Origin of the sequence: Lelliottia nimipressuralis (genome assembly GCF_041464075.1) — a bacterium.
Classification (GTDB): Bacteria; Pseudomonadota; Gammaproteobacteria; order Enterobacterales; family Enterobacteriaceae; genus Enterobacter; species Enterobacter nimipressuralis.
Genome location: NZ_CP167172.1, coordinates 2816289 through 2839447 on the forward strand (window position 1 = coordinate 2816289; position 23159 = coordinate 2839447).

Below are 23159 nucleotides of genomic sequence, written 5' to 3' on the forward strand. Positions count from 1 at the left end.
GATCATGGCGCAAAACAGCGCATTAGCTACGCTAAAAGATCTGGCTGAAAAAGAAGTTGATGATGCCGCACTGCAGCTTGGCGCAATGCGACGCGGATATCAGCAGGCTGAAGAACAGTTGACGATGTTAATCGACTATCAGCATGAATATCGCACCAACCTCAATACCGATATGACACAGGGCATTGGCAGCCAGCGCTGGATTAACTATCAGCAGTTTATTCAGACGCTGGAAAAGGCGATCGAGCAGCATCGCCAGCAGTTGTCCCAGTGGGACCAGAAAGTCGATAAGGCACTGAATTTCTGGCGAGAGAAAAAGCAGCGGCTGCAGGCCTGGACTACGTTACAGGACCGACAAACCGCCGCCACCCTGCTTGCCGAGAACCGCCTTGATCAGAAAAAAATGGATGAGTTTGCCCAGCGCGCATCAACGAGGAAACCGGAATGATCACACTGCAACAACTGCTGATGACCGACACTGACCTGTCCGGCGGTACGCAGACTGGAAAAGGCGCAGAAGGCGCGCAAGATTTTCTCTCCCTGCTGGCGGGTGCGTTAAGCGACACCGCAGGCCAGGGCAAAGACGCGCCCATTACGCTGGCGTCCCTGAAAGCCGCCACCAGCAAGCTGTCGAAAGAGGCGATCCTGAAGGACGGCGATAGCGCTCTCCAGACGAAACTCGCCACCCTGCTGGCACGTCAGGATCAGCTCGTGGCCGATGACACGGCGCAGGACGCCCCTCTGCAAACGCTGGTGTCCGGGTTAATTCCTGCCACTCACGGCGATGCGCTGAAAGCGCTGACGGCGAACGCAAACGCGCAAAAAGATGAGCTGAAATCAGATCTGAACGACGAAGAGCTGGCCGGGCTGAGTGCGCTGATGGCGATGTTACCGCATCAGCAAACGGCGACGGCGGCCGTTGCCCAGGCAGTTGAGACCCATACAGTGGCAACGCAGCCGACGGCGGCACAGCCTGCTTCAGGACGTAGTTCACTGATGGATGTCGCTGATTTTTCGCTTCGCGGTAAAACTCAGGCAAACAGCGCCGATGCGGACAGCAACCCTCTTCCAGCCAGCGCGCAGCCGTTAACACCGGCAGCCGCAGCGTCTGCCGCGAAGCAGGACGTCGCGAGTGCCGGTTCGGCGACGGCGCCAACCTCCACGCTTGCGCCAATTCTCGCCAGCAATATTACCGCCCCGCCTGCCGCAGCCGCCGCTCCCGCGCCGGTTATCAGCCAGCCGCTGGGGACACACGAATGGCAGCAGGCCGTTAGTCAGCACGTCACGCTGTTCACGAAACAGGGTCAGCAAAGCGCTGAACTGCGCCTGCATCCAGAAGATCTGGGACAAGTGCAAATTTCTCTTAAACTTGAAGATAACCAGGCACAGTTGCAGATGGTTTCAGCCCACAGCAACGTGCGTGCGGCGCTGGAAGCAGCGCTGCCTATGCTGCGCACGCAGCTGGCGGAGAACGGCATTCAGCTGTCGCAAAGCAACATCAGCAGCGAGAGCTTTGCCGGTCAGCAGCAGTCCTCTTCCCAGCAGCAACAGCAGGCTTCGCGCTCTGGTCAGCAGGGTGGATTTAACGACGACAACGATGAATTGCTGGTCACGCCTGCTGCACTGCAGTCCGCAGCACGTGGAAATGGCGCCGTAGACATCTTTGCCTAAACGCCAGAGGTAACGTGATTATCCCCGTCTTTTCCACGCTTTGACCAAAGCAGGACACGGGATAATCACTGTATTAGCTGTACCGAAACAGGATGCTCGAATCAGATGACTGACTCCGCTATCACCAAAAAAAGCAAGCGCTCCATCTGGGTCCCGCTGCTGGTGTTGATTACGCTCGCCGCTTGTGCGACCGCTGGCTATAGTTACTGGCGTTCACAGCAGGCGCCGTCAGCCGCTGCCGTTGCCGAACCCCCGCCGCCTCCGGCCCCGGTCTTTTTCGCACTGGATACGTTCACCGTTAACCTCGGTGATGCGGATCGCGTGCTGTACGTCGGCATTACCCTGCGCCTGAAAGATGACGCAACTCGCACCCGTCTGAGCGAATACCTGCCAGAAGTGCGCAGCCGCCTGTTACTGCTTTTCTCTCGTCAGGACGCCTCCGGGCTTGCCACCGATGACGGGAAGCAAAAGCTGGTCGAGGCCATCAAACAAACGCTGGCAGCGCCACTGGTAGCAGGTCAACCTAAGCAGGAAGTCACTGACGTTCTGTACACAGCATTTATCCTGCGGTAAAGACATGGGCGATAGTATTCTTTCTCAAGCGGAAATCGATGCGCTGCTCAATGGCGACAGCGATAAGAGCGATGAACCAATACCGGGACTGGGCGGCGAACCTGATATTCGCCCCTATGACCCGAATACCCAGCGTCGCGTGGTGCGCGAGCGCCTGCAGGCGCTGGAGATCATCAACGAACGTTTTGCGCGTCAGTTCCGTATGGGGCTGTTTAACCTGTTGCGTCGTAGCCCGGACATCACCGTCGGGGCGATTCGCATTCAGCCGTATCATGAGTTTGCCCGCAACCTGCCGGTGCCAACCAACCTTAACCTTATCCACCTGAAACCACTGCGTGGCACCGGGCTGTTCGTGTTTTCACCGAGCCTGGTCTTTATCGCGGTGGATAACCTGTTTGGTGGTGACGGTCGTTTCCCGACGAAGGTCGAAGGGCGCGAATTTACCCATACCGAGCAGCGTGTCATTAACCGCATGCTGAAGCTGGCGCTGGAATCCTACAGCGACGCATGGAAAGCGATTAACCCGCTGGAAGTGGAGTACGTCCGTTCGGAGATGCAGGTCAAATTCACCAACATCACCACGTCGCCGAACGATATCGTCGTCAATACGCCGTTCCACGTCGAAATCGGCAACCTGACCGGCGAATTTAATATTTGTCTGCCCTTCAGCATGATTGAACCTCTGCGTGAAGTGCTGGTAAACCCACCGCTGGAAAACTCGCGCAATGAAGATCAGAACTGGCGCGAGAATCTGGTGCGTCAGGTTCAGCACTCACAGCTTGAACTGGTGGCGAGCTTTGCGGATATCCCGCTGCGCCTGTCCCAGATCCTGAAATTACAACCCGGCGACGTTCTGCCGATAGAAAAACCCGACCGCATAATTGCCCATGTGGATGGCGTACCGGTATTGACCAGTCAGTACGGCACCGTTAACGGTCAATACGCGCTACGCGTTGAGCACTTGATCAATCCGATATTGAATTCGCTGAATGAGGAACAGCCCAAATGAGTGACATAAACAATCCGTCCGATGAAAACAGCGGAGCACTGGACGATCTGTGGGCTGATGCGTTAAACGAGCAACAGGCAACCCCGAGCAAAAGCGCGGCGGACGCGGTCTTTCAGCAGATAGGCGGCGGCGACGTCAGCGGTACGCTGCAGGATATCGATCTGATTATGGATATCCCGGTCAAGCTGACCGTGGAGCTGGGCCGTAGCCGTATGACCATCAAAGAGCTGCTGCGCCTGACGCAGGGTTCCGTGGTGGCGCTGGAAGGGCTTGCCGGTGAGCCGCTGGATATTCTGATCAACGGCTATCTGATTGCGCAGGGCGAAGTGGTGGTAGTGGCCGATAAATACGGCGTGCGTATCACCGACATCATCACCCCATCCGAACGTATGCGTCGTCTGAGCCGTTAAGCATGAAAACTCAGGCAACGGTATCACAGCCCTCTGCGGTTCCCGGCTCGCCGCTGCTCCAGGTGAGCGGCGCGCTGTTCGGTATTATTGCCTTTATTTTGATCGTCGCGTGGCTGGCTAAACGTTTTGGCCTGGCGGGTAAAACCGCCCACGCGCGCGGTCTTAAAGTGAGCGCCAGTACGTCGCTCGGCCCGCGCGAGCGCGTGGTGATCGTTGAAGTAGAAGATGCGCGCCTGGTATTGGGCGTGACGGCATCACAAATTACTGTGCTGCATAAACTGCCTCCTGCGCCGGAAACGGTGCCAGAGAACGCAGAGAGTCCAGCGGATTTTCAGTCCGTTATGAAGAGTTTGCTTAAGCGTTCCGGGAGATCCTGATGCGCCGTTTGTTGTCCCTTACGCTGGCAGGCATCGCCCTGTTTACTCCCGCGGTCTATGCCCAATTACCCGGTCTGATTTCGACCCCCATTGCTGGTGGTGGTCAAAGCTGGTCCCTGCCGGTTCAGACGCTGGTGTTTATCACCGCACTGACCTTTATCCCGGCCGTTCTCCTGATGATGACCAGCTTCACCCGTATCATCATCGTCTTTGGTTTGCTGCGAAATGCGCTGGGTACACCCTCCGCGCCGCCGAACCAGGTGCTGCTAGGATTAGCCCTGTTTCTGACCTTTTTTATTATGTCGCCGGTGATCGACAAGATATACGCCGACGCCTATCAGCCGTTCAGTGAAGACAAAATTTCCATGCAGGTGGCGCTCGAAAAAGGCGCTCAGCCGCTGCGAGAATTTATGCTGCGCCAGACCCGTGAAGCGGATTTAGCGTTGTTTGCTCGCCTGGCGAACACCGGCCCGATTCAGGGACCTGAAGCGGTGCCAATGCGCATTCTGCTGCCGGCTTACGTGACCAGCGAGCTGAAAACCGCGTTCCAGATTGGCTTCACCATTTTTATCCCGTTCCTGATTATCGACCTGGTGATCGCCAGCGTGCTGATGGCGCTCGGGATGATGATGGTGCCCCCCGCCACCATTGCCCTGCCCTTTAAGATCATGCTCTTTGTGCTGGTCGACGGCTGGCAACTGCTGGTCGGATCGCTGGCACAGAGTTTCTACAGTTGAGGCACGCCGAATGACACCCGAATCGGTCATGATGATGGGCACGGAAGCGATGAAAGTCGCCATTTCCGTGGCCGCCCCTCTGCTGCTGGTGGCGCTGGTCACCGGTCTGGTCATCAGTATTTTGCAGGCCGCGACGCAAATTAACGAAATGACGCTCTCCTTCATCCCGAAGATCATCGCGGTTTTCGTGGCGATTATCATCGCCGGGCCGTGGATGTTAAACCTGTTGCTCGACTACATGCGCAACCTGTTTACCAACCTGCCGTACATCATCGGCTGATCGGCTGAATGCTACATTTCACCAGCGACCAGTTTATACAGTGGCTCGGACTCTATTTCTGGCCGCTGCTGCGCGTGATGGCACTGATCATGACCGCCCCTGTGCTGAGCGAAAAATCGATCCCTAAGCGCGTCAAAATTGGGCTGGGGATGCTGATTACCTTTGTGATTGCCCCTAATCTGCCGCCGGTCAACGTCGCGATTTTCTCCCCGCAGGCCGTCTGGCTTGCGCTGCAGCAGGTGCTGATTGGCGTGGCGATTGGCTTTACCATGCAGCTGGCGTTTGCGGCCATCCGTACCGCCGGTGAGCTGATCGGCCTGCAGATGGGTCTGTCCTTCGCCACGTTCATAGACCCGGGTAGCCACCTCAACATGCCGGTGCTGGCGCGTATCATCGATATGCTGGCGCTGCTGCTGTTCTTAACCTTCAATGGCCACCTGTGGCTGATTTCGATGCTGGTGGATACCTTCCACACGCTGCCGATCGGCGGAAACCCGGTGAACAGCAATGCGTTTATGGCACTGGTCCGTGCGGCCGGGCTGATTTTCCTCAACGGCCTGATGCTGGCGCTGCCGGTCATAACGCTTCTCCTGACCGTTAACCTCGCGCTCGGGTTACTGAACCGTATGGCGCCGCAGCTGTCGGTATTTGTCATTGGCTTCCCGATCACCTTAACCGTCGGCCTGATATTGATGGGCTTGTTAATGCCACTTATCGCCCCCTTCTGTGAACATTTATTTGGCGAACTGTTTAATCTTCTGGCCGATATTGTTCACGAGCTACCCAAGAATATTAATCCTTGATGTTTATATTGTCTCTCTAAGGATATTCTTAAAATAAAACATGAAAAACATCTACCAGGATATATCTGGTGCGGTTTATTTGTTTTTATGCCCTTCACATTACTCAACATTTACTTTACTTTAAGATGATTCCTGGCAAATTATACGTAACTTTACGGGATAGTGAGTTCGCCTGAAAGTCTTTGTATTGCTCACAGGTTTATACCTTTTATTCCATCCCGTATGGCTGTTTATGAGCTCTCAGGCAGATGGTGAATTATCGTTACGCATTGAGTGAGGGTATGCCATGTCAACGATCATTATGGATTTATGCAGTTACACCCGGCTAGGGCTAACCGGGTATCTGACCAGCAGAGGGGTTAAAAAGCGAGACATCAACGATGTTCATGATGTTGGCGAACTTGCAGCCGCTTGTGATACTTACAAGCCTGGCGTGGTGTTTATTAATGAGGACTGTTTCATTCACGATCCAGCCAACAGTCAGCACATTAAGCAGATCATTAATCAACATCCTAAAACCCTGTTTATTGTTTTTATGGCCATTGCAAATATCCATTTCGATGAATATTTGCTAGTGCGTAAAAACCTATTAATCAGTTCTAAATCAATTAAGCCCGAGTCGCTGGATGACATTTTGGGTGATTATTTGAATAAAGAGACAAAGAGTGTAGCTGAGTTTAACTTACCCACGTTATCATTAAGCCGTACTGAATCGAGTATGTTGAGAATGTGGATGGCGGGACAAGGCACAATTCAAATCTCTGACCAGATGAATATCAAAGCAAAAACGGTATCGTCACATAAGGGTAATATTAAAAGGAAAATAAAAACGCATAATAAACAGGTCATCTATCATGTTGTTCGTCTGACAGATAATGTGACTAACGGTATTTTTGTCAATATGCGCTGATAATTTCACTCTTCACACATATCAATCTCTGGCCTGGCCAGAGATTTTTCGTTTTTGGGCCGGGCGAGTTCTCCTCACCCGACACCGTCTTACTCAGATTCTGCTTTTTCCACAAAGATCCCGTCAGAGTGGCCAATCTCGTTAAAGAACCAGATGCCGAGCGGGTAATCTTCCAGCGACACCAGATACATGATGCCTTCGTTGAACTGTTCCACTGCCAGTACTACGCCTGGGCGGCGCGGTCCGCCGTCCGTCTTGACGGTGACCCGATCGTTGACCTTCATAAAATCCTCCTGTGGTTTTGAGCCAGTGTAGAACAAAACGCAGCAACTGGCAGCGGTTGCAAGAGTGAATGGCGCTTTTGTGGGCAGTCTATACTTAACGCTGGGAACGGCGAAATGAGGTATGAAGAATGAAGACCGCGAAAGAGTACAGCGACACGGCGAAACGTGAGGTGAACGTCGATGTCGATGCCCTGCTGGCCGCGATTAACGAAATCAGTGAGAGCGAAGTGAAGCGTGCGGAAGATGATCCTACGCGCGTAAGCATCGACGGACGGGATTATCACACCTACCGTGAGCTGGCCGAGGCGTTCGAATTAGACATTCACGATTTCAGTATCAGCGAAGTGAATCGGTGAGGCGAAAAAAATCCCGGTCATGGGGATGACCGGGATCAAACTTGCTTATGCAAGAAGCACTTGTAAATTCGTTACACCAGGAAATCTGATGTGGGATTTACCTTATCCCCAATAAAATTGCATGACAAGGATATATTCCTTTCATAAATGCTATTTGCGGTAACTGTCAGTTTTGATTATGAATCGCGGCCCTTGCCCCATGCGGGTCGGCGGGATCGGTTCCGGAATCGGGACTGCTTATGCAAAATTTGTTTTAGGATTAATCTCAGGCACAACACCTTTCAGGAGATGCTATGTCCCTACTTAAGGAGACGCTGCTGGTTTTTACCGACCTCGACGGTACGCTGCTGGATATTCATACCTATGACTGGCGCCCAGCCACGTCCTGGCTGAATAAATTGCAGGACCATCAGATCCCGGTCATTTTATGCAGCAGTAAAACGGCCGCCGAAACGCTCGAAATTCAGCAGGATTTGGGGCTGGAAGGGTTGCCCTTTATCGCCGAAAACGGCGCGGTTATACAGCTCGACGTACGCTGGGACGATCACCCCGACGCGCCGCGCCTGATTAACGGGACACCGCACACTGAGATTCGCCGTCTGATTGATCCGATACGGGAGCGCACCGGGTATAAATTCACTACCTTCGATGATGTCGATGAACGGGTCATCGGGGAATGGACCGGCCTTAACCGTGAGCGTTCAGCGCTGGCGCGGCTGCATGAAGCCTCGATTACCCTTATCTGGCGCGACAGCGATGAGCGTATGACGCAGTTTGAAGCCGAACTGGTCCAGCTCGGCCTGAAGTTCGTGCAGGGAGCACGGTTCTGGCACATTCTGGACGCGCGCGGCGGTAAAGATCAGGCGGTGAACTGGCTTATAGACGAGTATCGCAAACGCGAGGGATTTGTTCCCACCACCATCGGGCTGGGAGATGGCCCTAATGACGCCCCGCTGCTCGATAACGTCGATTACGCCGTGGTGGTAAAAGGCATTAACCGTTTCGGTATTCAGCTACAGGATGACATTCCTGAACGGGTCTATCACACCACCCAACCGGGACCGGAAGGCTGGAGTGAAGGACTCGATCATTTCTTATCGGCATCGCGCCACATCACCTGATTTCTCCCCTGCTGCTTCGCCAGGTAGAGGCGCATATCAGCAATGGATTGCAGCTGCGGGAAGTCGAAATTACCGTTCTCCTCCGTGCTACTTACCCCCAGCGAGGCGCTGATCCGCGTGGTGGTGCTCTTCATCACCAGAATCTCTTTGCGATTGATACAGGCGCGAATACGCTCGGCGACATTTGCCGCCTCCTGCGTTGTGGCCCCTGGCAGCACCACGCAAAACTCTTCGCCACCGACACGCCCGGCCACGTCGCTGGTGCGTAACGCGCTGGCGATCAGCCCGGCTGCGTGGCACAACACTTTATCGCCCGCCTGGTGGCCGAATCTGTCGTTAATGCTTTTGAAATGGTCCAGATCGATCTGAATCACGGAGAACGGCAATTTCTGCTGACGGCACTCTTCGGCCAGCACCTTTGCCCGTTCAAACAAGGCACCGCGATTGTTCAGGCGGGTCAGCGGGTCGTGCCACGCCTGCCACTGCAGGGAATGTTGCATCCGGTACATGTTGCTGACCATCCGGCGGATCACCAGCCAGGAAATCAGCAGCATCGCCGTAAAGAGCGCCCACAGCAGGGCCAGTGCAATGCTGATGCTGCCAAACTCACCGTTAACGCCCTCTTGCAGGGTGTGAACCCGCAGCACCACGCCATCAAAATGATCGAGGCGCTCCCAGCTGACATAGCGCGAATTCAGTCGAATCCCCCCTTCCGTGTCGCCTTCGATGGCGTGGGCAATTTGCGCCCGCTCGCGCTCGTCAAACTGATTCACCAGGCCGTCCGGCGGCTCGGAGGTGGTGATCAGGTTGAGGCGGCTGTCGTAAAGCTGATACTCCCCGTCCGTGCGCTTATCGACGGCTTCCGTCAACAGTTGCTTCATGGTCGGGAGGGTGAAATCCATCGCCAGCACGCCGTACCAGTAGTGGTCCAGATAGACCGGCAGGCTGGCGGTGATCACCCGCTCTTCCTGCGCCCCGGATACCGGTGCCATAAACCAGCGCACGCCGCGCGCGCGGTTTTGCCGCTCGGTTTGCTCGGTAAACCACGGGCGCGTCACCAGCTCGTAATAACGCGAGATCAGGGTGTGATTGAGCGGTGAGGGATCTGTTGAGAGGAAAAAACCCGCCCGCGAGACGTACGAGACACGCCGCTCTTTACCGGTGGTTGAGGTGGCGAGACGCAGTAAATACCCCACCTCCAGCGCGGCGGAGAGTTCGTTGCCGATGCGCTGGTTATCCCGCGCCAGCAAAGTCGTGCGCGCCACCGTTGCGTCTGAGACGCCGCTAATGGGCAAGGTGCGCTGCTGGTCGACATCCAGCTGCCAGAAGGGGTCGGTGCGCAGGCGGTTGAAGCTGGTTACCGCATCGTGCAACACGCGAAAGCCGAGCGGCGTTTGCAGCGCATCGCCCATGCTGTGACGAAAAAAGAGCAGTTTATCAATGCTGAACTGAAGCTGACGGTCGAGGGAGTTGGCGACATTTTCCAGATGGTTTTGCTGGCTTGAGATGTACGCCTCTTCAAGCACCACCACTTCGCGCCAGGTCAGGATCGTAGAAAAAATGAGGACAACCAAAAAACAGAGATTAACAATTTTTCCCGGATGATGGCGTAACCGTTCCAGAAATTGCTTTTTTGCTTTATAGACATCGCGCTGCACAGACACTCCCTGCTGAAATCTTGCATCATCCGCTTATAACCCAACGCCGCGGTTCGATCTCTTAAGACAAGCACTGCGCAGGACGATAGTCAACAAAAACGCCCGGACATGCCGGGCGTTGCGTGATTAAGCCGTGTCGCGACGCTGTCGTCCGTCACCAGGCAGAAGCTCGTCTTCACGAAACGCTTCCCGCTTGATGCCGTACCCGTCGTACCACCGGCACTCCACCATACCGCTGGAATAGCCGGTGACAATCATTGGTGGACCACCCTTTTTTGACTTAACTTCATCACTGACCACAAAGACCATACCCGCCTCCTGTATCAGGGTGAAACTGTTTCAATCTAGACGAGGAATGGCCTTTTTGCATAGTGACGCAGGGAACAATTAGTGCGAAACCCCGCGCAGCTTTTCGATGCCCTTCACGGCGGCAATCACAATGGCGCCAATAATGAAGCCAATCACCAGGTTAGCGATCATCGGTGCTATCGCTGCCACCACCGCTCCGTATTCAGCGGAGAAATGTTCAATCGCGTGATGCAGCGGTGGAATACCGTGTACCACAATCCCACCGCCGACGAGGAACATCGCCAGGGTGCCGATAATGGTGAGTGATTTCATCAGCCATGGCGCCAGTACCAGCAGACCCTTACCTACCGCTTTTGCCAGCGCATTGGATTTTTGCTCAAGCCAATAGCCCATGTCGTCCAGTTTCACGATCACACCCACCAGGCCATACACGCCCACGGTGACCAGAATCGCAATACCGGAGAGCACCAGCACCTGGTTAAGCAGCGGCGATTCCGACACGATCCCAAGGGTAATCGCCACGATCTCAGCCGAGAGGATAAAGTCTGTACGAATGGCCCCTTTCACCTTATCGCGCTCGAAAGCCTGCGGGTCCTTCGCCGCGAGCGCTTCCAGGCGCTGCTGGCGCGCCTGCGGGGTCTCTGCGTCTTTATGGGAACCGAAGGAGTGCAGCACTTTCTCGACACCTTCGTAACAGAGGAACGCCCCGCCAATCATCAGCAGTGGCGTAATGGCCCAGGGAATAAAGGCGCTGATCAGCAGGGCCAGCGGCACCAGAATCACTTTATTGATAAATGACCCTTTCGCCACGCTCCACACCACCGGCAGCTCACGGTTGGCGCGCACGCCCGTCACCTGCTGCGCGTTAAGGGATAAATCATCCCCCAGCACCCCAGCCGTTTTCTTCGCGGCCAGTTTTCCCATCACTGATATGTCATCCAGCAAGGTGGCAATATCATCAAGCAATGTTAATAAGCTACTTCCTGCCAAAATCTGATCCTTCTTATTTTGATAATTAAGTGAATAGTATGGAGCAAAAAGCGAAACCCTGAAACAGGCAGCTCAAGTCAACAAATAATTCACATCAGAGACACAATTAAAGGACTCGCCAGCCCGATAGTTTTCACGTTTACTGTATGCGACCTTTTTATATCGCGGTGAAGGATTATGCGTTTTCGGCAATTATTACCCCTTATTGGAGCGCTGTTTTCGCTCTACATCATCTGGGGTTCGACCTATTTTGTGATTCGTATCGGCGTGGAGAGTTGGCCACCGCTGATGATGGCTGGCGTGCGTTTTCTCTCTGCCGGTGTGCTGCTTTTGACATTTCTCCTGCTGCGCGGGCATAAACTCCCACCGCTGCGCCCGATGTTAAACGCCGCACTGATCGGCCTGCTGCTGCTGGCCGTCGGTAACGGCGGTGTGACGGTGGCCGAGCACCAGAACGTCCCTTCCGGTATTGCGGCGGTAGTGGTCGCCACGGTGCCGCTGTTTACCCTCTGCTTTAGCCGACTGTTCGGCATCCGCACCCGCAAGCTGGAGTGGATGGGGATCGCCATAGGTCTGGCGGGCATTATTCTGCTCAACAGCGGCGGGAACCTGAGCGGTAATCCGTGGGGCGCGGTGTTGATTCTGATTGGCTCCCTGAGCTGGGCATTTGGCTCCGTACTGGGTTCACGAGTGGAACTGCCTTCCGGCATGATGGCCGGTGCCATCGAGATGCTGGCGGCGGGCATCGCGCTGCTTTTCGTCTCCGCCGTGAGCGGTGAAAAACTGACTACGATGCCGACGCTGTCCGGTTTCCTGGCGGTCGGTTATCTGGCAATTTTTGGCTCGATTATCGCGATCAACTCATACATGTTCCTGATCCGCAACGTCAGCCCTGCCGTTGCGACCAGCTACGCCTACGTCAACCCGGTGGTAGCCGTATTGCTGGGGACGACCTTTGCGGGAGAAGTGCTCTCATCCGTCGAATGGATAGCGCTGGGGGTGATTATTATGGCGGTGGTACTGGTGACGCTCGGAAAATACCTGTTCCCGGCGAAACCGACCGTTACCCCGTGTGAGGTGGAAAAGCGGTAAACGCGTGAATGCCTTTTGTGTCGATCTGCGCGGTTTGACCGCCGCCGCAGATCCACTCCTCCAGCCGCTCGGTCAGCGCGGCATCATCGAGTTTCAGTCTGCCCCGCAGGGCACATTCCCAGACAATCAACACGCGCCAGCCCTGCGCCATCAGCGTAGTGATATCACGCTGGTCACGCGCCACGTTCTTGCCGATTTTGGTCAGCCAGAATTCGGTGCGCGTCGCCGGGACCTTAAACAGATAACAGTCGTGATGGTGCCAGAAACAGCCGTGGGTAAAAATGATGCACTGATAATCGTCGAGGACGAAATCAGGGCGGCCTGCCAGGGCCGCATCCTGCACGCGAAACGCAAAGCCGCTGTGGGTTAAAAGCCCTACCAGCCGTTTTTCAATCGCCGTATCACGCGTGCCAATCGCACGCATGTTTTTGCTGCGCGTCGCCTTATTGTGCACATCCGTCATTGACGGCCTCGCTCAGGCGTAATTTGACGGCCAGTTGGATACGCGACTCAAGCAGTTTTGCCACCGCCGCAAACGCAGGCACCACCACGGAGTTACCGAACTGGCGATAGGCCTGGGTATCGGAAACCGGAATGCGGAAGCGGTAACCCTGAGGCGATTCGAAGCCCATCAGGCGCGCGCACTCGCGCGGCGTTAAGCGACGCGGACGATGGCGCTGGTTCTCCGGGTCATCGAAATTCACTTCTCCGAGCGCTTTATCCCAGCCGCGATCGATCAGGATCTCGGCCCCGTCCTTGTAATAACGGGCCGACAGCGTGCGGGTGACGCTGTGCGGATTGGTCGGGTCGACCATGCCGAAACCAAAGCCGTTGCCTTTTGCCTGATGCTTTTTGGCATAGCGGTAGAGATATTTCCACAGTACCGGCGTGAGGATAAATTTGGCGTCCACCACCGGCTCCAGCAGTTCGGCCACGGAAGGACGATGCGCCGGATAGCGCGACGGAATATCGCGCAGGGTAAAGTTGCCTTTCAGGTTCAGGTCGCGGCGAAAGCCCACCAGCACAATGCGCTCGCGGTGCTGCGGCAGGAAGTGTTTGCCGTCGATAATCTTGGGATCGTCGGCACCCATATCCTGTGCATCCGCCACGTCGTAGCCCAGCTCGTCCAGCGTTTGCATAATAATGCGGAAGGTTTTTCCGCCGTCGTGGCTTTTCAGGTTCTTGACGTTTTCCAGCACAAAAATCGGCGGACGACGGGCGTCGATAATCCGCACGACATCAAAAAACAGCGTGCCCTGGGTGTCGCAGGCAAAACCGTGTGCCCGCCCAAGAGCATTCTTTTTCGACACGCCAGCCAGCGAGAACGGCTGGCAAGGGAAGCCGGCCAGCAACACATCATGTTGAGGAATATTTTGTCGGATATGCTCCGCCGCCTCTGCATCGCTGACGCCCGCTTTGTGGCTTAACGTCACATCGCGGATGTCTTCGTTAAAATGGTGGGCATGCGGATCGCAGTACCAGTTGGCTTTATAGGTGCGTACCGCATGTTTGTTCCATTCGCTGGTAAAGACACACTGACCGCCGATGGCCTCGAATCCGTTGCGGATCCCACCGATACCGGCGAACAAGTCGACAAAGCGGAAAGCATAATTGGGATGAATGGCAGGCGGGCGCGGCAGCAGATTTTGCAGGTAGCTGAATTCCCGCTCGCTAAGACGGTGCCCTGCCCGCTCGCTGGTGACCAGTCGCTTCAGGATCGCAGGACTCCAGTGGCTTTCACCTTGCGCATTCAGGTCATTGACCAGCGTTTTCGCATCATAGATGGTCAGCAGTTTGCTTAATAACGCCTGCACCGTGGCCGTGGATTTCTCTGCCAGCAGAAGTGCGGGCGGTATCACTGATCGTTTTTCCTGCATACCTTTAACCGGGCAAAAGAGACTGGGGACAGATTACCATAGTTCGACACTACAGACTGCGCTGGAATCGGCTCAGCACCTGCGCATCGCTGCCGAGACAATCGCCCTGCAGCTCCGCGCTGAGTTTCGCCATGAACTGCACCAAAAAGTGCGCGTTATGATTCGCAAGCTCGCGCCCCATTTCAGTTTGCATGGTCTCTGGCAGACGCAGCAGTTTGGTCTGGAAATGGTCGAGGGCAAACTGTTTGTCGTTGAGTTCGCGCTCATCCGCAAAGGGATCGTCGGCATCAAACAGCGCCACGCCAAGCGCTCCCGAAACGGCAAAGACGCGCGCCAGACCAATCGCACCGAGTGCTTCCAGCCGGTCGGCGTCCTGCACAATTTTGGCTTCAAGGGTTTGCGGCACAATCCCGGCGCTGAAGCTGTGGGCTTCGATGGCATGTTCCAGGGCCGGAAAGCGATCCGCCGGGAAATCCGGGAAAAAATCAGTGAGGATTTGCCGGGTTTTGCGCGCCGCCAGCCGCGAGGAGTGGCTGCGTTCCGGATGATTTTTCGGCAGGCTGACAATGTCATGGAAATAACAGGCCGTCAGGACGACCAGCGCGTCGACGGGTTGCCCCACCATCATGCGCTGCGCCGTCATCCACACGCGGCGGAAATGCGAAATGTCATGGGCCGTATCATCTGTGGCGTGGTGTTCCGTTAACCAGGTTTCGTAGCGTTGGGGCCAGTGGGCAAGTTCCATGCTCTCTCCTTCACAAAACACTCACCTTAACAATTTTCCGTCAGCCATTCACTCGTTGTTGCCGCGCGGGCGCGTGTACCAGGCGATCCCGCCCAGTATCAGGCCCACCGCCCCGAGCACCAGAAAACCGAGAAACGCACCGATCCACTTCCCGCTGGTTGAGCCTAAATCGCCCTCGACAACCATATCCGGCGCAGACGGAATTTTGCTGACCACCCATAAATAGCGGAGCATTGCCCAGGCAAAGTACCCGCAAAATGCGTAAAACGCCCACAGGGCGAGCTTGCCTCCCAGGCCTCGAGTCGTGTTCTGTTCCATGTTTAACCTTTACTGCAGCGGTAACGACGTTACTACTTTCACATTACGCGCTCAAAAGTGTGAATAAAGTCACATTTTGGCACTGTTTTTGTCGTCAGGCGACGGTAAAGGTGAAGGGATTTACCTTAAGTTGATCGCACGCAATTAATCATCAGAATCTCAAAAACACAAAAGGCCGCATCTGCGACCTTTTTGTTCACCATCGCAGGATTTACGGTGCTTCCTGCAACGCCACGCGAATAAATCCATTGTTCTGCTCGAGCAAATCACGGGCCTGCCAGGCATCCAGACCGGTCAATACCATCAGCACGGCTGTTTTGCAGTGGTGATTGCAGCTTTCCAGCGCCGCTTTAGCGACGGCACGCGTGCAGCCACCCGCTTCCATTACAATCGCAATTTGTCGTTCGGCCCATTTGGTGCTTTTTGCTTCCAGATCCACGCGCATATTGCTGTAAACCCGGCCCGTGCGAACGGCTAATCCCGTCGCAATCATATTGAGGATCAGTTTTTGCGCCATCCCCGCTTTGGCATTCGTAAAGCCCGCTACCGCGTCTGGCCCGGTTTGCGGCGCAATGACCATACTCGCCAGCTGTGCCGCTTCGCTTTGTGCGTCATGCGTAATGATGGCGACCGGCGATCCCAGTGACCAGGCGTGGCGCATCGCCCCCCAAACCCACGGCGTTTTGCCGCTGACAGAGAGCGCCAGCATCATGTCGTGCTCGCCAAAATTCATCGCCTGCAGATCGGCCACACCGCGATCGTAGTTTCGCGCGCCGTCTCCGGCATCAAGCCCCATCACCGGGTGTTTTCCCGGCGCAAACTCCAGCGCCGCATGCAGCGCCGCACGGCCGGAGGCCCCGGCGCCGACAATAAACAGTCGTCCGCCGTGGCTCAATGTAGCCGCCGCGTTATCGACCACACGGGCAATGACGGGTAAGAAGGGAGTAATAGAATCGGTAATGCACTTATCATCCTGATGAATCACATTCAGCATGTCCAGGGTCGACAACCTGTCGATATCTGCCGTATCCGCGTGGCGTCTTTCCGTGACCAAACCGTTCAGCTTAACGCTCATAAACTGCTCCTTATTTATGAATTCCCCCACACTATAATGTGTTTTATATGGATGACCTGCGAGGGGGGTCACGAAAAGGCGAGCATTCGTCAGCTTTTACATCGCTTTAAGAAAGCGCCGTCATCAGCGATAATTACTCCTTTATCATTATCCACGGGGTTTCGATGAGCGATTTGCAGCCTTTAGCCATGACGCGCAAGCGCCCAATGAAGCTCAATACCCTTGTCACGCTGATGGTGTGCAGCGTGATTGGGTCGGTATTGCTGGTGACGTTCGCGCTCTACTTTATGCAGGTCACCCGCGCCACGCGCGACGGCGTCAAAGATACCGCGCTGGCCATCGCCCGTACCCTCGCCGACAGCCCGGATGTGAAACGCGGCCTGCAACATTCGCCGGAAAACAGCCCCATTCAGTCTGTCTCTGATGCGATCACTCGCCGCAACGATTTGCTTTTCGCGGTTGTCACCAACATGCAGGGCGTGCGTTACTCTCACCCGAACAACACCCTGCTCGGCAAACGCTTTATCGGCGACGACATCAAACCCGCGCTGGAAGGGAAGGAGAACGTCTCGGTCAACCACGGTGTGCTGGCCGAAGCGCTGCGCGTATTCACGCCGGTGTACGACGATAATCACCAGCAGATTGGCGTGGTCGCCGTCGGGATTTCCCTCAACAAAGTCGATGAACAGATAAGCCGCAGCCGCTGGGGGGCGATCTGGACGGTGCTCTTCAGCGCGCTAATGGGCACGCTCGGCACCTGGGGGCTGGTACATCTGCTCAAGAAGATTTTGTTTGGGCTGGAACCCTATGAAATCTCCGCCCTGTTTGAACAGCGCCAGGCAATGCTCCAGTCTCTGAAAGAGGGGGTGATCGCCGTCGACAGCCAGGGGCGCGTGACCATGATTAACCATGCCGCCCGCCAGATCCTGCTCCTGCCCGCCAGCAGCACCGATGAGCCGCGCCACATGCCGATGCTCGCCTCCCTGCGCCGGGTGTCGCAAACCGGAAAAGCCCTGCAGGATCAGGAGATCGACTGCAACGGACGTCTGCTGCTGTGCAACACCTTTCCGGTCAGAAGCCAGAATTCAGTGATTGGGGCGATCAGCACCTTTCGCGACAAGACCGAGGTTCGCGAGCTGATGCAGCGCATGGATGGCATGGTGAGCTATGTCGACGCCCTGCGCACGCACTCCCATGAGTTTATGAATAAGCTGCACGTGATCCTCGGCCTGCTGCACATGAAGCGCTACGACAAGCTCGAAGAGTACGTCATTCAGACCGCGCAGAATTATCAGACCGATATCGGCGCTATTCAGCATAAAATTAAATCACCGGTCATCGCCGGGTTCCTGCTCGGTAAAATCAACCGCGCCAAGGAAGCCGGGTTTACCCTGACGCTGGCCGACGAGTGTCAGGTGCCGGACACGCCAAATACGGAACAGGTGACGGTGCTGATTACCGTGCTGGGTAATTTGATCGAAAACGCGCTGGATGCGATGACTGGCCAGCCTGAGGGCGAAGTGGGTCTGCTGATGCATTATCAACATGGCTGGCTCAGCTGTGAAATCAGCGATGACGGGCCGGGTATCGATCCTGCGCAGCTTGAACATATTTTTACGAAGGGCTTTTCCACGAAGGGTGAAAATCGCGGCGTGGGGCTTTTCCTTGTTCGCCAGCAGCTCGAAAAACTGGGCGGTGAGATTGCCGTCGAATCCGAGCCTGGTGTATTTACTCAATTTTTTGTACAGATCCCCTGGGATAGCGAGAGGAAAATCGCGTGATAAATGTCTTAATTGTCGATGATGATGCCATGGTGGCCGACCTGAACCGTCTGTACGTTAACCGGGTTGAGGGGTTTAGCTGCTGCGGCGTAGCCTCTACGCTGAATCAGGCCGAAGCGGTGATTAATAATCCTGCGCAGCCTGTCGATCTGGTGCTGCTGGATGTCTATATGCAGCAGGACAACGGTCTCGACCTGCTGCCGGTGATTCGCGCTTCTGGCCGCCCGATTGATGTGATCATGATTTCGTCGGCGTCCGATGCCGCTACCATTCAGACGTCGATGCACTACGGCGTGGTGGATTATCTGATCAAACCTTTCCAGTTCCCGCGTTTTGAAGAGGCGCTGAACGGCTGGAAGGAGAAGAAGCAGCTGATGGGCTCGCATCAGTATTATGAACAGGCCGATGTGGATCGCTTGCTGCACGGCGGCGCGCCGGAGCTGGCAGACAGCAAGCGTCTGCCGAAGGGCTTAACCCCGCAGACGCTGCGCACCATTTGCCAGTGGATTGAAGCCCATCCCGACACCGAGTTTTCCACCGACGATCTGGCGAACTCAGTGGGAATTTCCCGCGTTTCGTGCCGTAAATATCTGATCTGGCTGGCGCAGATTAATATTCTGTTCACCAGCATTCACTATGGTGCGACGGGGCGTCCGGTGTATCGCTACCGGCTGCAGCCAGAGCAGGCGGGTCTGCTCAAACAATATTGCCAGTAAGGCGATAGCGATTATCCAGAAGCGTGAAGCGGAAATGCTTCATGGAGGAGAGCACCACCTCTTTCGTTTTGGTGACAAACACCGCTTCAATATCAGGCCGCGCGCGCAGCGCGGCACAGCCCTTCTCCACGCCCATCCCGTAAATCAGCGTGGTCCAGATATCCCCGTCGATAGAGTTCGTCGAGATAATGGTGACGCTATCGAGTTCGTTATCCAACGGATAGCCCGTGCGCGGGTTCAGAATATGGTGGTAGCGCTTGCCATCGCGTTCGAAGAAGCGTTCGTAGGTGCCCGATGTCACCACCGACTTATTCTCCACCGACAGTGTACCGACCAGCTCATCGGCCCCGCCGAAAGGCGTTTTGATACCGAGGGTCCAGCCCCCTTCCGGCGCGCCGAGCGTCTGAATATTGCCGCCGAGGTTAATCAGACCGAGGGTTTCCCCCTCTTTGCGCAGGTAATCGCGCACCCTGTCGGCAATGTAGCCTTTGGCAATGGCCCCGAGATCGATCTCCATGCCCGGTTTGGTCAGGAATACGCTGCTGGCCGTGTCGTCGAGTAAAACATCAGCCGGATCGGTCAGCGCCATCAGCGCTGCGATCTCCTTTGCGGGCGGCACGCTGTCGCCCTGAAATCCAATCTTCCAGCGTTTCACCAGCGGGCCGATGGCCAGATTGAAGGCGCTGTTTTCCAGTATGCTTGCGGCCTTCGCGACGCGGATCAGCTCATACACCGCACGGCTAACGCTGACGGGGTGTTTCCCGGCAGCCTGGTTGATGTCCATCACCTGCGACGGTGCGCGGTTGACGGTCAGGAGATCTTCGTACTGTTTGATGAGGCGAAACACGCGAGATGCGAGGGCTTCGTTATTCGAAAAGAGCTTCAGAAGAATGGGGGAGCCCATGAGTGTGGCGGAATAGCTGTAGACACGATGGTCGTCAGACATGGTATCGCTCCTCGGTTAGAGTGCCGGATGGCGCTGCGCGTATCCGGCCGACAAAACCGTGCCCGGCAAGCGCAAGCGCCACCGGGCATTGAGACTACTGTTTTGCGCGCATCGCGGCGTGCTGTCCGGCAAGGGTACCAAAAATAATGATATCTGCCACTGCGTTACCGCCGATACGGTTGCCGCCGTGGATACCGCCGACCACTTCACCCGCCGCGAAGGCACCCGGAATAACCTGGTGTTCGCCGTTCAGCACGCAAGTTTCGGTGTTGATGGTCACACCGCCCATGGTGTGGTGCACGCCCGGTGCGATACGAATGGCATGGAACGGGCCTTCGTTGATCGGGGCGCGCAGCGCAGTGGTGCGACCAAAATCATCGTCGTGCTGTTTTTCCACAAAGCCGTTGTAGCGCTCCAGGGTGTCGAGGAAGGTGTGGTAATCCATCCCCAGTGTTTCAGCCAGCGCTTTTGGCGAGCTGGCGCTGGTCACCAGGCCTTTGCCGATGTACTCATCCGCCGCTTTGTTTTTCGCGCGAACATGCTCATCAAAGACGATGTAAGCGTATTTCTCAGGCAGCGCGATAATCTGCGCCGAGACTTTGTCGCGGGTCTCCATTTCGTTGAAGAAACGGCTGCCCTTCTGGCTCACCAGGATAGCGCCGCCGCCACGGATAGATTCGGAAATCAGGTACGAGGTATTTTGCTCAACGGTCGGGTGAATCTGAATCTCGCCCATATCGACGGTGCCTGCGCCAATACGTTCCAGCAGCGCGATACCGCCACCGGTAGCCCCTTTATGGTTGGTGGTGACGAAACCGTCCAGATCCGGACGATATTTCACGACCATGCTACTGTTGGCGCTGAAACCGCCCGTCGCCATCACAATGCTGCGGGTGGCTACGGTCAGGGTTTCATTCTCTTCGGTGGTCAGGCGTACGCCGGTCACTTCGCCATTTTCCACGATAATGTCGCTCACGGAGGTATCGAGCATCACCTCGATGTGGCGTTTGTTGACGTTACGCACCAGGCCGCTAATCAGGTAGCCACCCACCGCAGAACCATCTTTTGGACGGTGGGTACGGTCGATGCTCATTCCGCCCGTGGTGGTGATGTCATTTAGCATGATCCCGCGCGTTGCCAGCCATTCGATCGCCTCTGGTGCGTTTTCGACAAAGCGACGCAGCAGTTCCGGGTTGTTCTTGTTATGGCCGCCTTTCAGGGATTCCTGGTAGAACAATTCTTTGCTGTCCTGGATGCCTTTTACGCGCTGGAAGCGGGTTTCTGCGGCGTTCATCCCGGCAGAAGCTTTAATGGTGTTTCCGCCGATGGTCGGCATTTTCTCGACAATCAGGACGCTTGCCCCTTCGTCGTGAGCCTGAATCGCCGCCGCCAGACCGGCACCGCCGCTGCCGACAACCACCACGTCAAACGCTTTGGCAGCGTTCGGGTCGACGCCCTCTTCTGCCGCCAGCACTTTACTCGATTTGACCATCGCTTTAGATACCGCTTTTTTCACGGCTTCACTCTGGCTGGTCGCGCCGGTGATGGCGTCCACGTGCGGAGTGTTCGCGTCGAGAATGCGGCTGCGGATCTCTTCGAAGCTGGAGATGAACTCAACGTCCTGCGTTGGGCCAGACGCCAGTTCGATGCCGGCGATACGGTCGGTTTCGAGGCTGACGTTAATCACCAGTTCGTTGGTGTCATCCTGTACCGTTTCGACAAACACACCCGCTTTGAATTTAGATTCGCCCATGCTCATGTCGCGAATCATCGCCTCCACCAGCGAGAAGCGCCACAGCGGCTCAGGGATGTGCAGCGCTTCACGCTGGGTGCTGTCCATAAACAGCTCCAGGGTTTCGCCGTCACGGATGCGGTCGGTCCAGTCCGGATAGGCGATGGTCGCGCGACCCACAGCAATCAGATCGTAACCGTGGTCCAGCGCCTCGTTAACGTCTGCGGCGTTCACAACGCCACCCACACCCATCACCGGAATTTGCGCGAGCGTTTCGGAACGCATGGCGTGGTATTTCTCGATCAAAGGGGTTGGGTCTTGCGTATCTACGATGGACGGACGCAGCGTTGCACCCACGGAGAAGTGCAGGTAATCCAGGCCACGGGCGGCCAGTTTTTCCAGCAGGTACAGGGTGTCGTCAAAACGGATGCCCGGAACTTCCATCTCTTCCGGCGAGAAGCGATAGCCGATAATGAAGGCGTCGTCGGCGTACTGACGGACCATTTTATGGGTGATGTCCAGGACCGCCAGCGGGAATCTGGCGCGGTTGTCACGGCTGCCGCCCCACTCGTCGTCGCGCTGGTTGGAATTCGGGGAGTAAAACTGCTGGATCAGATAGGTGTTTGCACCGTGAATTTCGACGCCGTCGAAGCCCGCCTGAATCGCACGACGAACCGCTTCGCCAAATTTCCCGATCATGCCTTCGACTTCTTCGCCGGTTAATGCCACCGGGGTCGCGGCACCTTCACGCGGTGCGGCCACGGCGCTTGGGCCGACAGGCGTGCGGCCACCGATCAGTTTCGGGTCCACCATGCGGCCGCCGTGGTAGATCTGCAGCAGCGCTTTAGAGCCTTTGGATTTGATGGCCTCGGCAATTTTTGCCAGCCCGGCGATTTTCTCGTCGTTGTCGATACCGATGGCGCCGGGGAAAGCCAGCCCCAGATCGTCAACAAAACAGCACTCAACAATGATGGTGCCGATGCTGCCGGAGCGCGCGCGGTAGTATTCCACCAGCTCGCTGGTCACCGTGCCGTCGTAATAACCGGTGCAGGTGGTCATCGGCGCCATCAACAGACGGTTTTTGAGTTCGGTACCATTCGGTAAGGTGAAAGGACTAAGAATTCGTTCGTTAGTGCTCATAATAGAAACTCCAAACTTTTAAAATTGAAATCTGAGAATTCTTTATCGGATTATGTTCTGGTTAATTTTTTTGCCGATGTCATGGTATTAATATAACGCTATTTTTAGTTACTAAAGTTATTACGTTAGTTAATAAACTATTTAATCCCTGCAATAATATTATTACTACATTGGTGTTATTGATATTAGGATACCGCGTTCACAATAATATCAATTCCGTTAACGTTTTCATTACTTTGCTCGCGAGAA

At 55.6% G+C, this 23159-nt stretch carries 26 protein-coding genes; 15 read left to right on the plus strand and 11 right to left on the minus strand.

Annotated features, from left to right (window positions below; translation table 11 throughout):
* Window positions 1-4: 4 nt before the first annotated feature.
* From fliJ to rcsA, 10 genes are all read left to right on the plus strand, one after another.
* Complete coding sequence (gene fliJ / locus ACB496_RS13540) at window positions 5-448, plus strand: flagellar export protein FliJ (protein WP_100779695.1); 444 nt, start codon at window positions 5-7, stop codon at window positions 446-448.
* The gene (gene fliK, locus ACB496_RS13545; protein ID WP_371972841.1) at window positions 445-1671 is read left to right on the plus strand and encodes a flagellar hook length control protein FliK; all 1227 of its coding nucleotides are present in this window, start codon (window positions 445-447) and stop codon (window positions 1669-1671) included. The genes fliJ and fliK overlap by 4 nt, the downstream gene beginning before the upstream one ends.
* A 105-nt stretch (window positions 1672-1776) precedes the next feature.
* On the plus strand, window positions 1777-2244 hold the full coding sequence (fliL, locus tag ACB496_RS13550; RefSeq protein WP_100779693.1) for a flagellar basal body-associated protein FliL: 468 nt from the start codon (window positions 1777-1779) through the stop codon (window positions 2242-2244).
* A gap of 4 nt (window positions 2245-2248) precedes the next feature.
* Window positions 2249-3253: a flagellar motor switch protein FliM gene (gene fliM / locus ACB496_RS13555; RefSeq protein WP_107703323.1), complete on the plus strand. Its 1005-nt coding sequence runs from the start codon at window positions 2249-2251 to the stop codon at window positions 3251-3253.
* Window positions 3250-3663 (plus strand): flagellar motor switch protein FliN, encoded by a 414-nt coding sequence (fliN, locus tag ACB496_RS13560; protein ID WP_100779691.1) that lies wholly within the window; start codon window positions 3250-3252, stop codon window positions 3661-3663. Before fliM ends, fliN begins: the two co-directional genes overlap by 4 nt.
* Window positions 3664-3665: 2 nt before the next feature.
* Window positions 3666-4040, plus strand: coding sequence for a flagellar biosynthetic protein FliO (fliO, locus tag ACB496_RS13565; protein ID WP_107703322.1), 375 nt, complete (start codon window positions 3666-3668; stop codon window positions 4038-4040).
* Window positions 4040-4777, plus strand: coding sequence for a flagellar type III secretion system pore protein FliP (gene fliP / locus ACB496_RS13570; protein WP_100779689.1), 738 nt, complete (start codon window positions 4040-4042; stop codon window positions 4775-4777). The genes fliO and fliP overlap by 1 nt, the downstream gene beginning before the upstream one ends.
* Window positions 4778-4787: 10 nt before the next feature.
* Entirely contained in the window at window positions 4788-5057 is a 270-nt protein-coding gene (fliQ, locus tag ACB496_RS13575) for a flagellar biosynthesis protein FliQ (protein ID WP_039032550.1), read from the plus strand.
* A gap of 8 nt (window positions 5058-5065) precedes the next feature.
* Entirely contained in the window at window positions 5066-5860 is a 795-nt protein-coding gene (gene fliR, locus ACB496_RS13580) for a flagellar biosynthetic protein FliR (RefSeq protein ID WP_100779688.1), read from the plus strand.
* 286 nt (window positions 5861-6146) lie between these two features.
* Entirely contained in the window at window positions 6147-6770 is a 624-nt protein-coding gene (rcsA, locus tag ACB496_RS13585; protein WP_100779687.1) for a transcriptional regulator RcsA, read from the plus strand.
* Window positions 6771-6859: 89 nt separating this feature from the next.
* On the opposite strand, the gene dsrB is transcribed toward rcsA, so the two are convergent.
* Window positions 6860-7054 (minus strand): protein DsrB, encoded by a 195-nt coding sequence (gene dsrB, locus ACB496_RS13590; RefSeq protein ID WP_181826524.1) that lies wholly within the window; start codon window positions 7052-7054, stop codon window positions 6860-6862.
* 128 nt (window positions 7055-7182) lie between these two features.
* Between dsrB and yodD the strand changes: the two genes are divergently transcribed.
* Both yodD and ACB496_RS13600 read left to right on the plus strand, forming a co-directional pair.
* Window positions 7183-7410, plus strand: coding sequence for a YodD family peroxide/acid resistance protein (yodD, locus tag ACB496_RS13595; protein ID WP_371972842.1), 228 nt, complete (start codon window positions 7183-7185; stop codon window positions 7408-7410).
* Window positions 7411-7703: 293 nt separating this feature from the next.
* Window positions 7704-8531: a mannosyl-3-phosphoglycerate phosphatase-related protein gene (locus ACB496_RS13600; RefSeq protein ID WP_100779684.1), complete on the plus strand. Its 828-nt coding sequence runs from the start codon at window positions 7704-7706 to the stop codon at window positions 8529-8531.
* Here ACB496_RS13600 and dgcQ read toward each other — a convergent pair.
* The 3 genes from dgcQ to ACB496_RS13615 form a co-directional block, all read right to left on the minus strand.
* Window positions 8498-10189: a cellulose biosynthesis regulator diguanylate cyclase DgcQ gene (gene dgcQ, locus ACB496_RS13605; RefSeq protein ID WP_102104033.1), complete on the minus strand. Its 1692-nt coding sequence runs from the start codon at window positions 10187-10189 to the stop codon at window positions 8498-8500. The genes ACB496_RS13600 and dgcQ overlap by 34 nt on opposite strands.
* Before the next feature lie 126 nt (window positions 10190-10315).
* A complete protein-coding gene (locus tag ACB496_RS13610; protein WP_102104034.1) occupies window positions 10316-10498 on the minus strand; it encodes a YodC family protein in 183 nt (60 codons plus the stop codon).
* Between the two features lie 78 nt (window positions 10499-10576).
* On the minus strand, window positions 10577-11488 hold the full coding sequence (locus ACB496_RS13615) for a DUF808 domain-containing protein (RefSeq protein WP_100779682.1): 912 nt from the start codon (window positions 11486-11488) through the stop codon (window positions 10577-10579).
* Window positions 11489-11665: 177 nt separating this feature from the next.
* Between ACB496_RS13615 and yedA the strand changes: the two genes are divergently transcribed.
* Window positions 11666-12580: a drug/metabolite exporter YedA gene (yedA, locus tag ACB496_RS13620; protein WP_231275927.1), complete on the plus strand. Its 915-nt coding sequence runs from the start codon at window positions 11666-11668 to the stop codon at window positions 12578-12580.
* On the opposite strand, the gene ACB496_RS13625 is transcribed toward yedA, so the two are convergent.
* From ACB496_RS13625 to ACB496_RS13645, 5 genes are all read right to left on the minus strand, one after another.
* Window positions 12552-13043, minus strand: coding sequence for a very short patch repair endonuclease (locus ACB496_RS13625; RefSeq protein WP_371972843.1), 492 nt, complete (start codon window positions 13041-13043; stop codon window positions 12552-12554). The genes yedA and ACB496_RS13625 overlap by 29 nt on opposite strands.
* Complete coding sequence (locus ACB496_RS13630; RefSeq protein WP_228483380.1) at window positions 13024-14457, minus strand: DNA cytosine methyltransferase; 1434 nt, start codon at window positions 14455-14457, stop codon at window positions 13024-13026. The genes ACB496_RS13625 and ACB496_RS13630 overlap by 20 nt, the downstream gene beginning before the upstream one ends.
* Before the next feature lie 49 nt (window positions 14458-14506).
* Window positions 14507-15202: a phosphohydrolase gene (locus ACB496_RS13635; protein ID WP_371972844.1), complete on the minus strand. Its 696-nt coding sequence runs from the start codon at window positions 15200-15202 to the stop codon at window positions 14507-14509.
* 48 nt (window positions 15203-15250) lie between these two features.
* Window positions 15251-15520, minus strand: coding sequence for a cell division protein DrpB (drpB, locus tag ACB496_RS13640; protein WP_100779678.1), 270 nt, complete (start codon window positions 15518-15520; stop codon window positions 15251-15253).
* 211 nt (window positions 15521-15731) lie between these two features.
* Window positions 15732-16595 carry an N-acetylmuramic acid 6-phosphate etherase gene (locus ACB496_RS13645; protein ID WP_371972845.1) on the minus strand — a complete coding sequence of 288 codons (864 nt, stop codon included), beginning with the start codon at window positions 16593-16595 and terminating at the stop codon, window positions 15732-15734.
* A gap of 164 nt (window positions 16596-16759) precedes the next feature.
* On the opposite strand from ACB496_RS13645, the gene ACB496_RS13650 reads away from it, so the two are divergent.
* Window positions 16760-18376 carry a sensor histidine kinase gene (locus ACB496_RS13650; protein WP_181826529.1) on the plus strand — a complete coding sequence of 539 codons (1617 nt, stop codon included), beginning with the start codon at window positions 16760-16762 and terminating at the stop codon, window positions 18374-18376.
* Window positions 18373-19092 (plus strand): two-component system response regulator DcuR, encoded by a 720-nt coding sequence (gene dcuR / locus ACB496_RS13655; protein WP_371972846.1) that lies wholly within the window; start codon window positions 18373-18375, stop codon window positions 19090-19092. The genes ACB496_RS13650 and dcuR overlap by 4 nt, the downstream gene beginning before the upstream one ends.
* Here dcuR and ACB496_RS13660 read toward each other — a convergent pair.
* Both ACB496_RS13660 and ACB496_RS13665 read right to left on the minus strand, forming a co-directional pair.
* Window positions 19073-20038 (minus strand): FAD:protein FMN transferase, encoded by a 966-nt coding sequence (locus tag ACB496_RS13660; protein ID WP_371972847.1) that lies wholly within the window; start codon window positions 20036-20038, stop codon window positions 19073-19075. The genes dcuR and ACB496_RS13660 overlap by 20 nt on opposite strands.
* A 94-nt stretch (window positions 20039-20132) precedes the next feature.
* Window positions 20133-22910 carry a flavocytochrome c gene (locus ACB496_RS13665; protein ID WP_371972848.1) on the minus strand — a complete coding sequence of 926 codons (2778 nt, stop codon included), beginning with the start codon at window positions 22908-22910 and terminating at the stop codon, window positions 20133-20135.
* Between the last annotated feature and the right edge of the window lie 249 nt (window positions 22911-23159).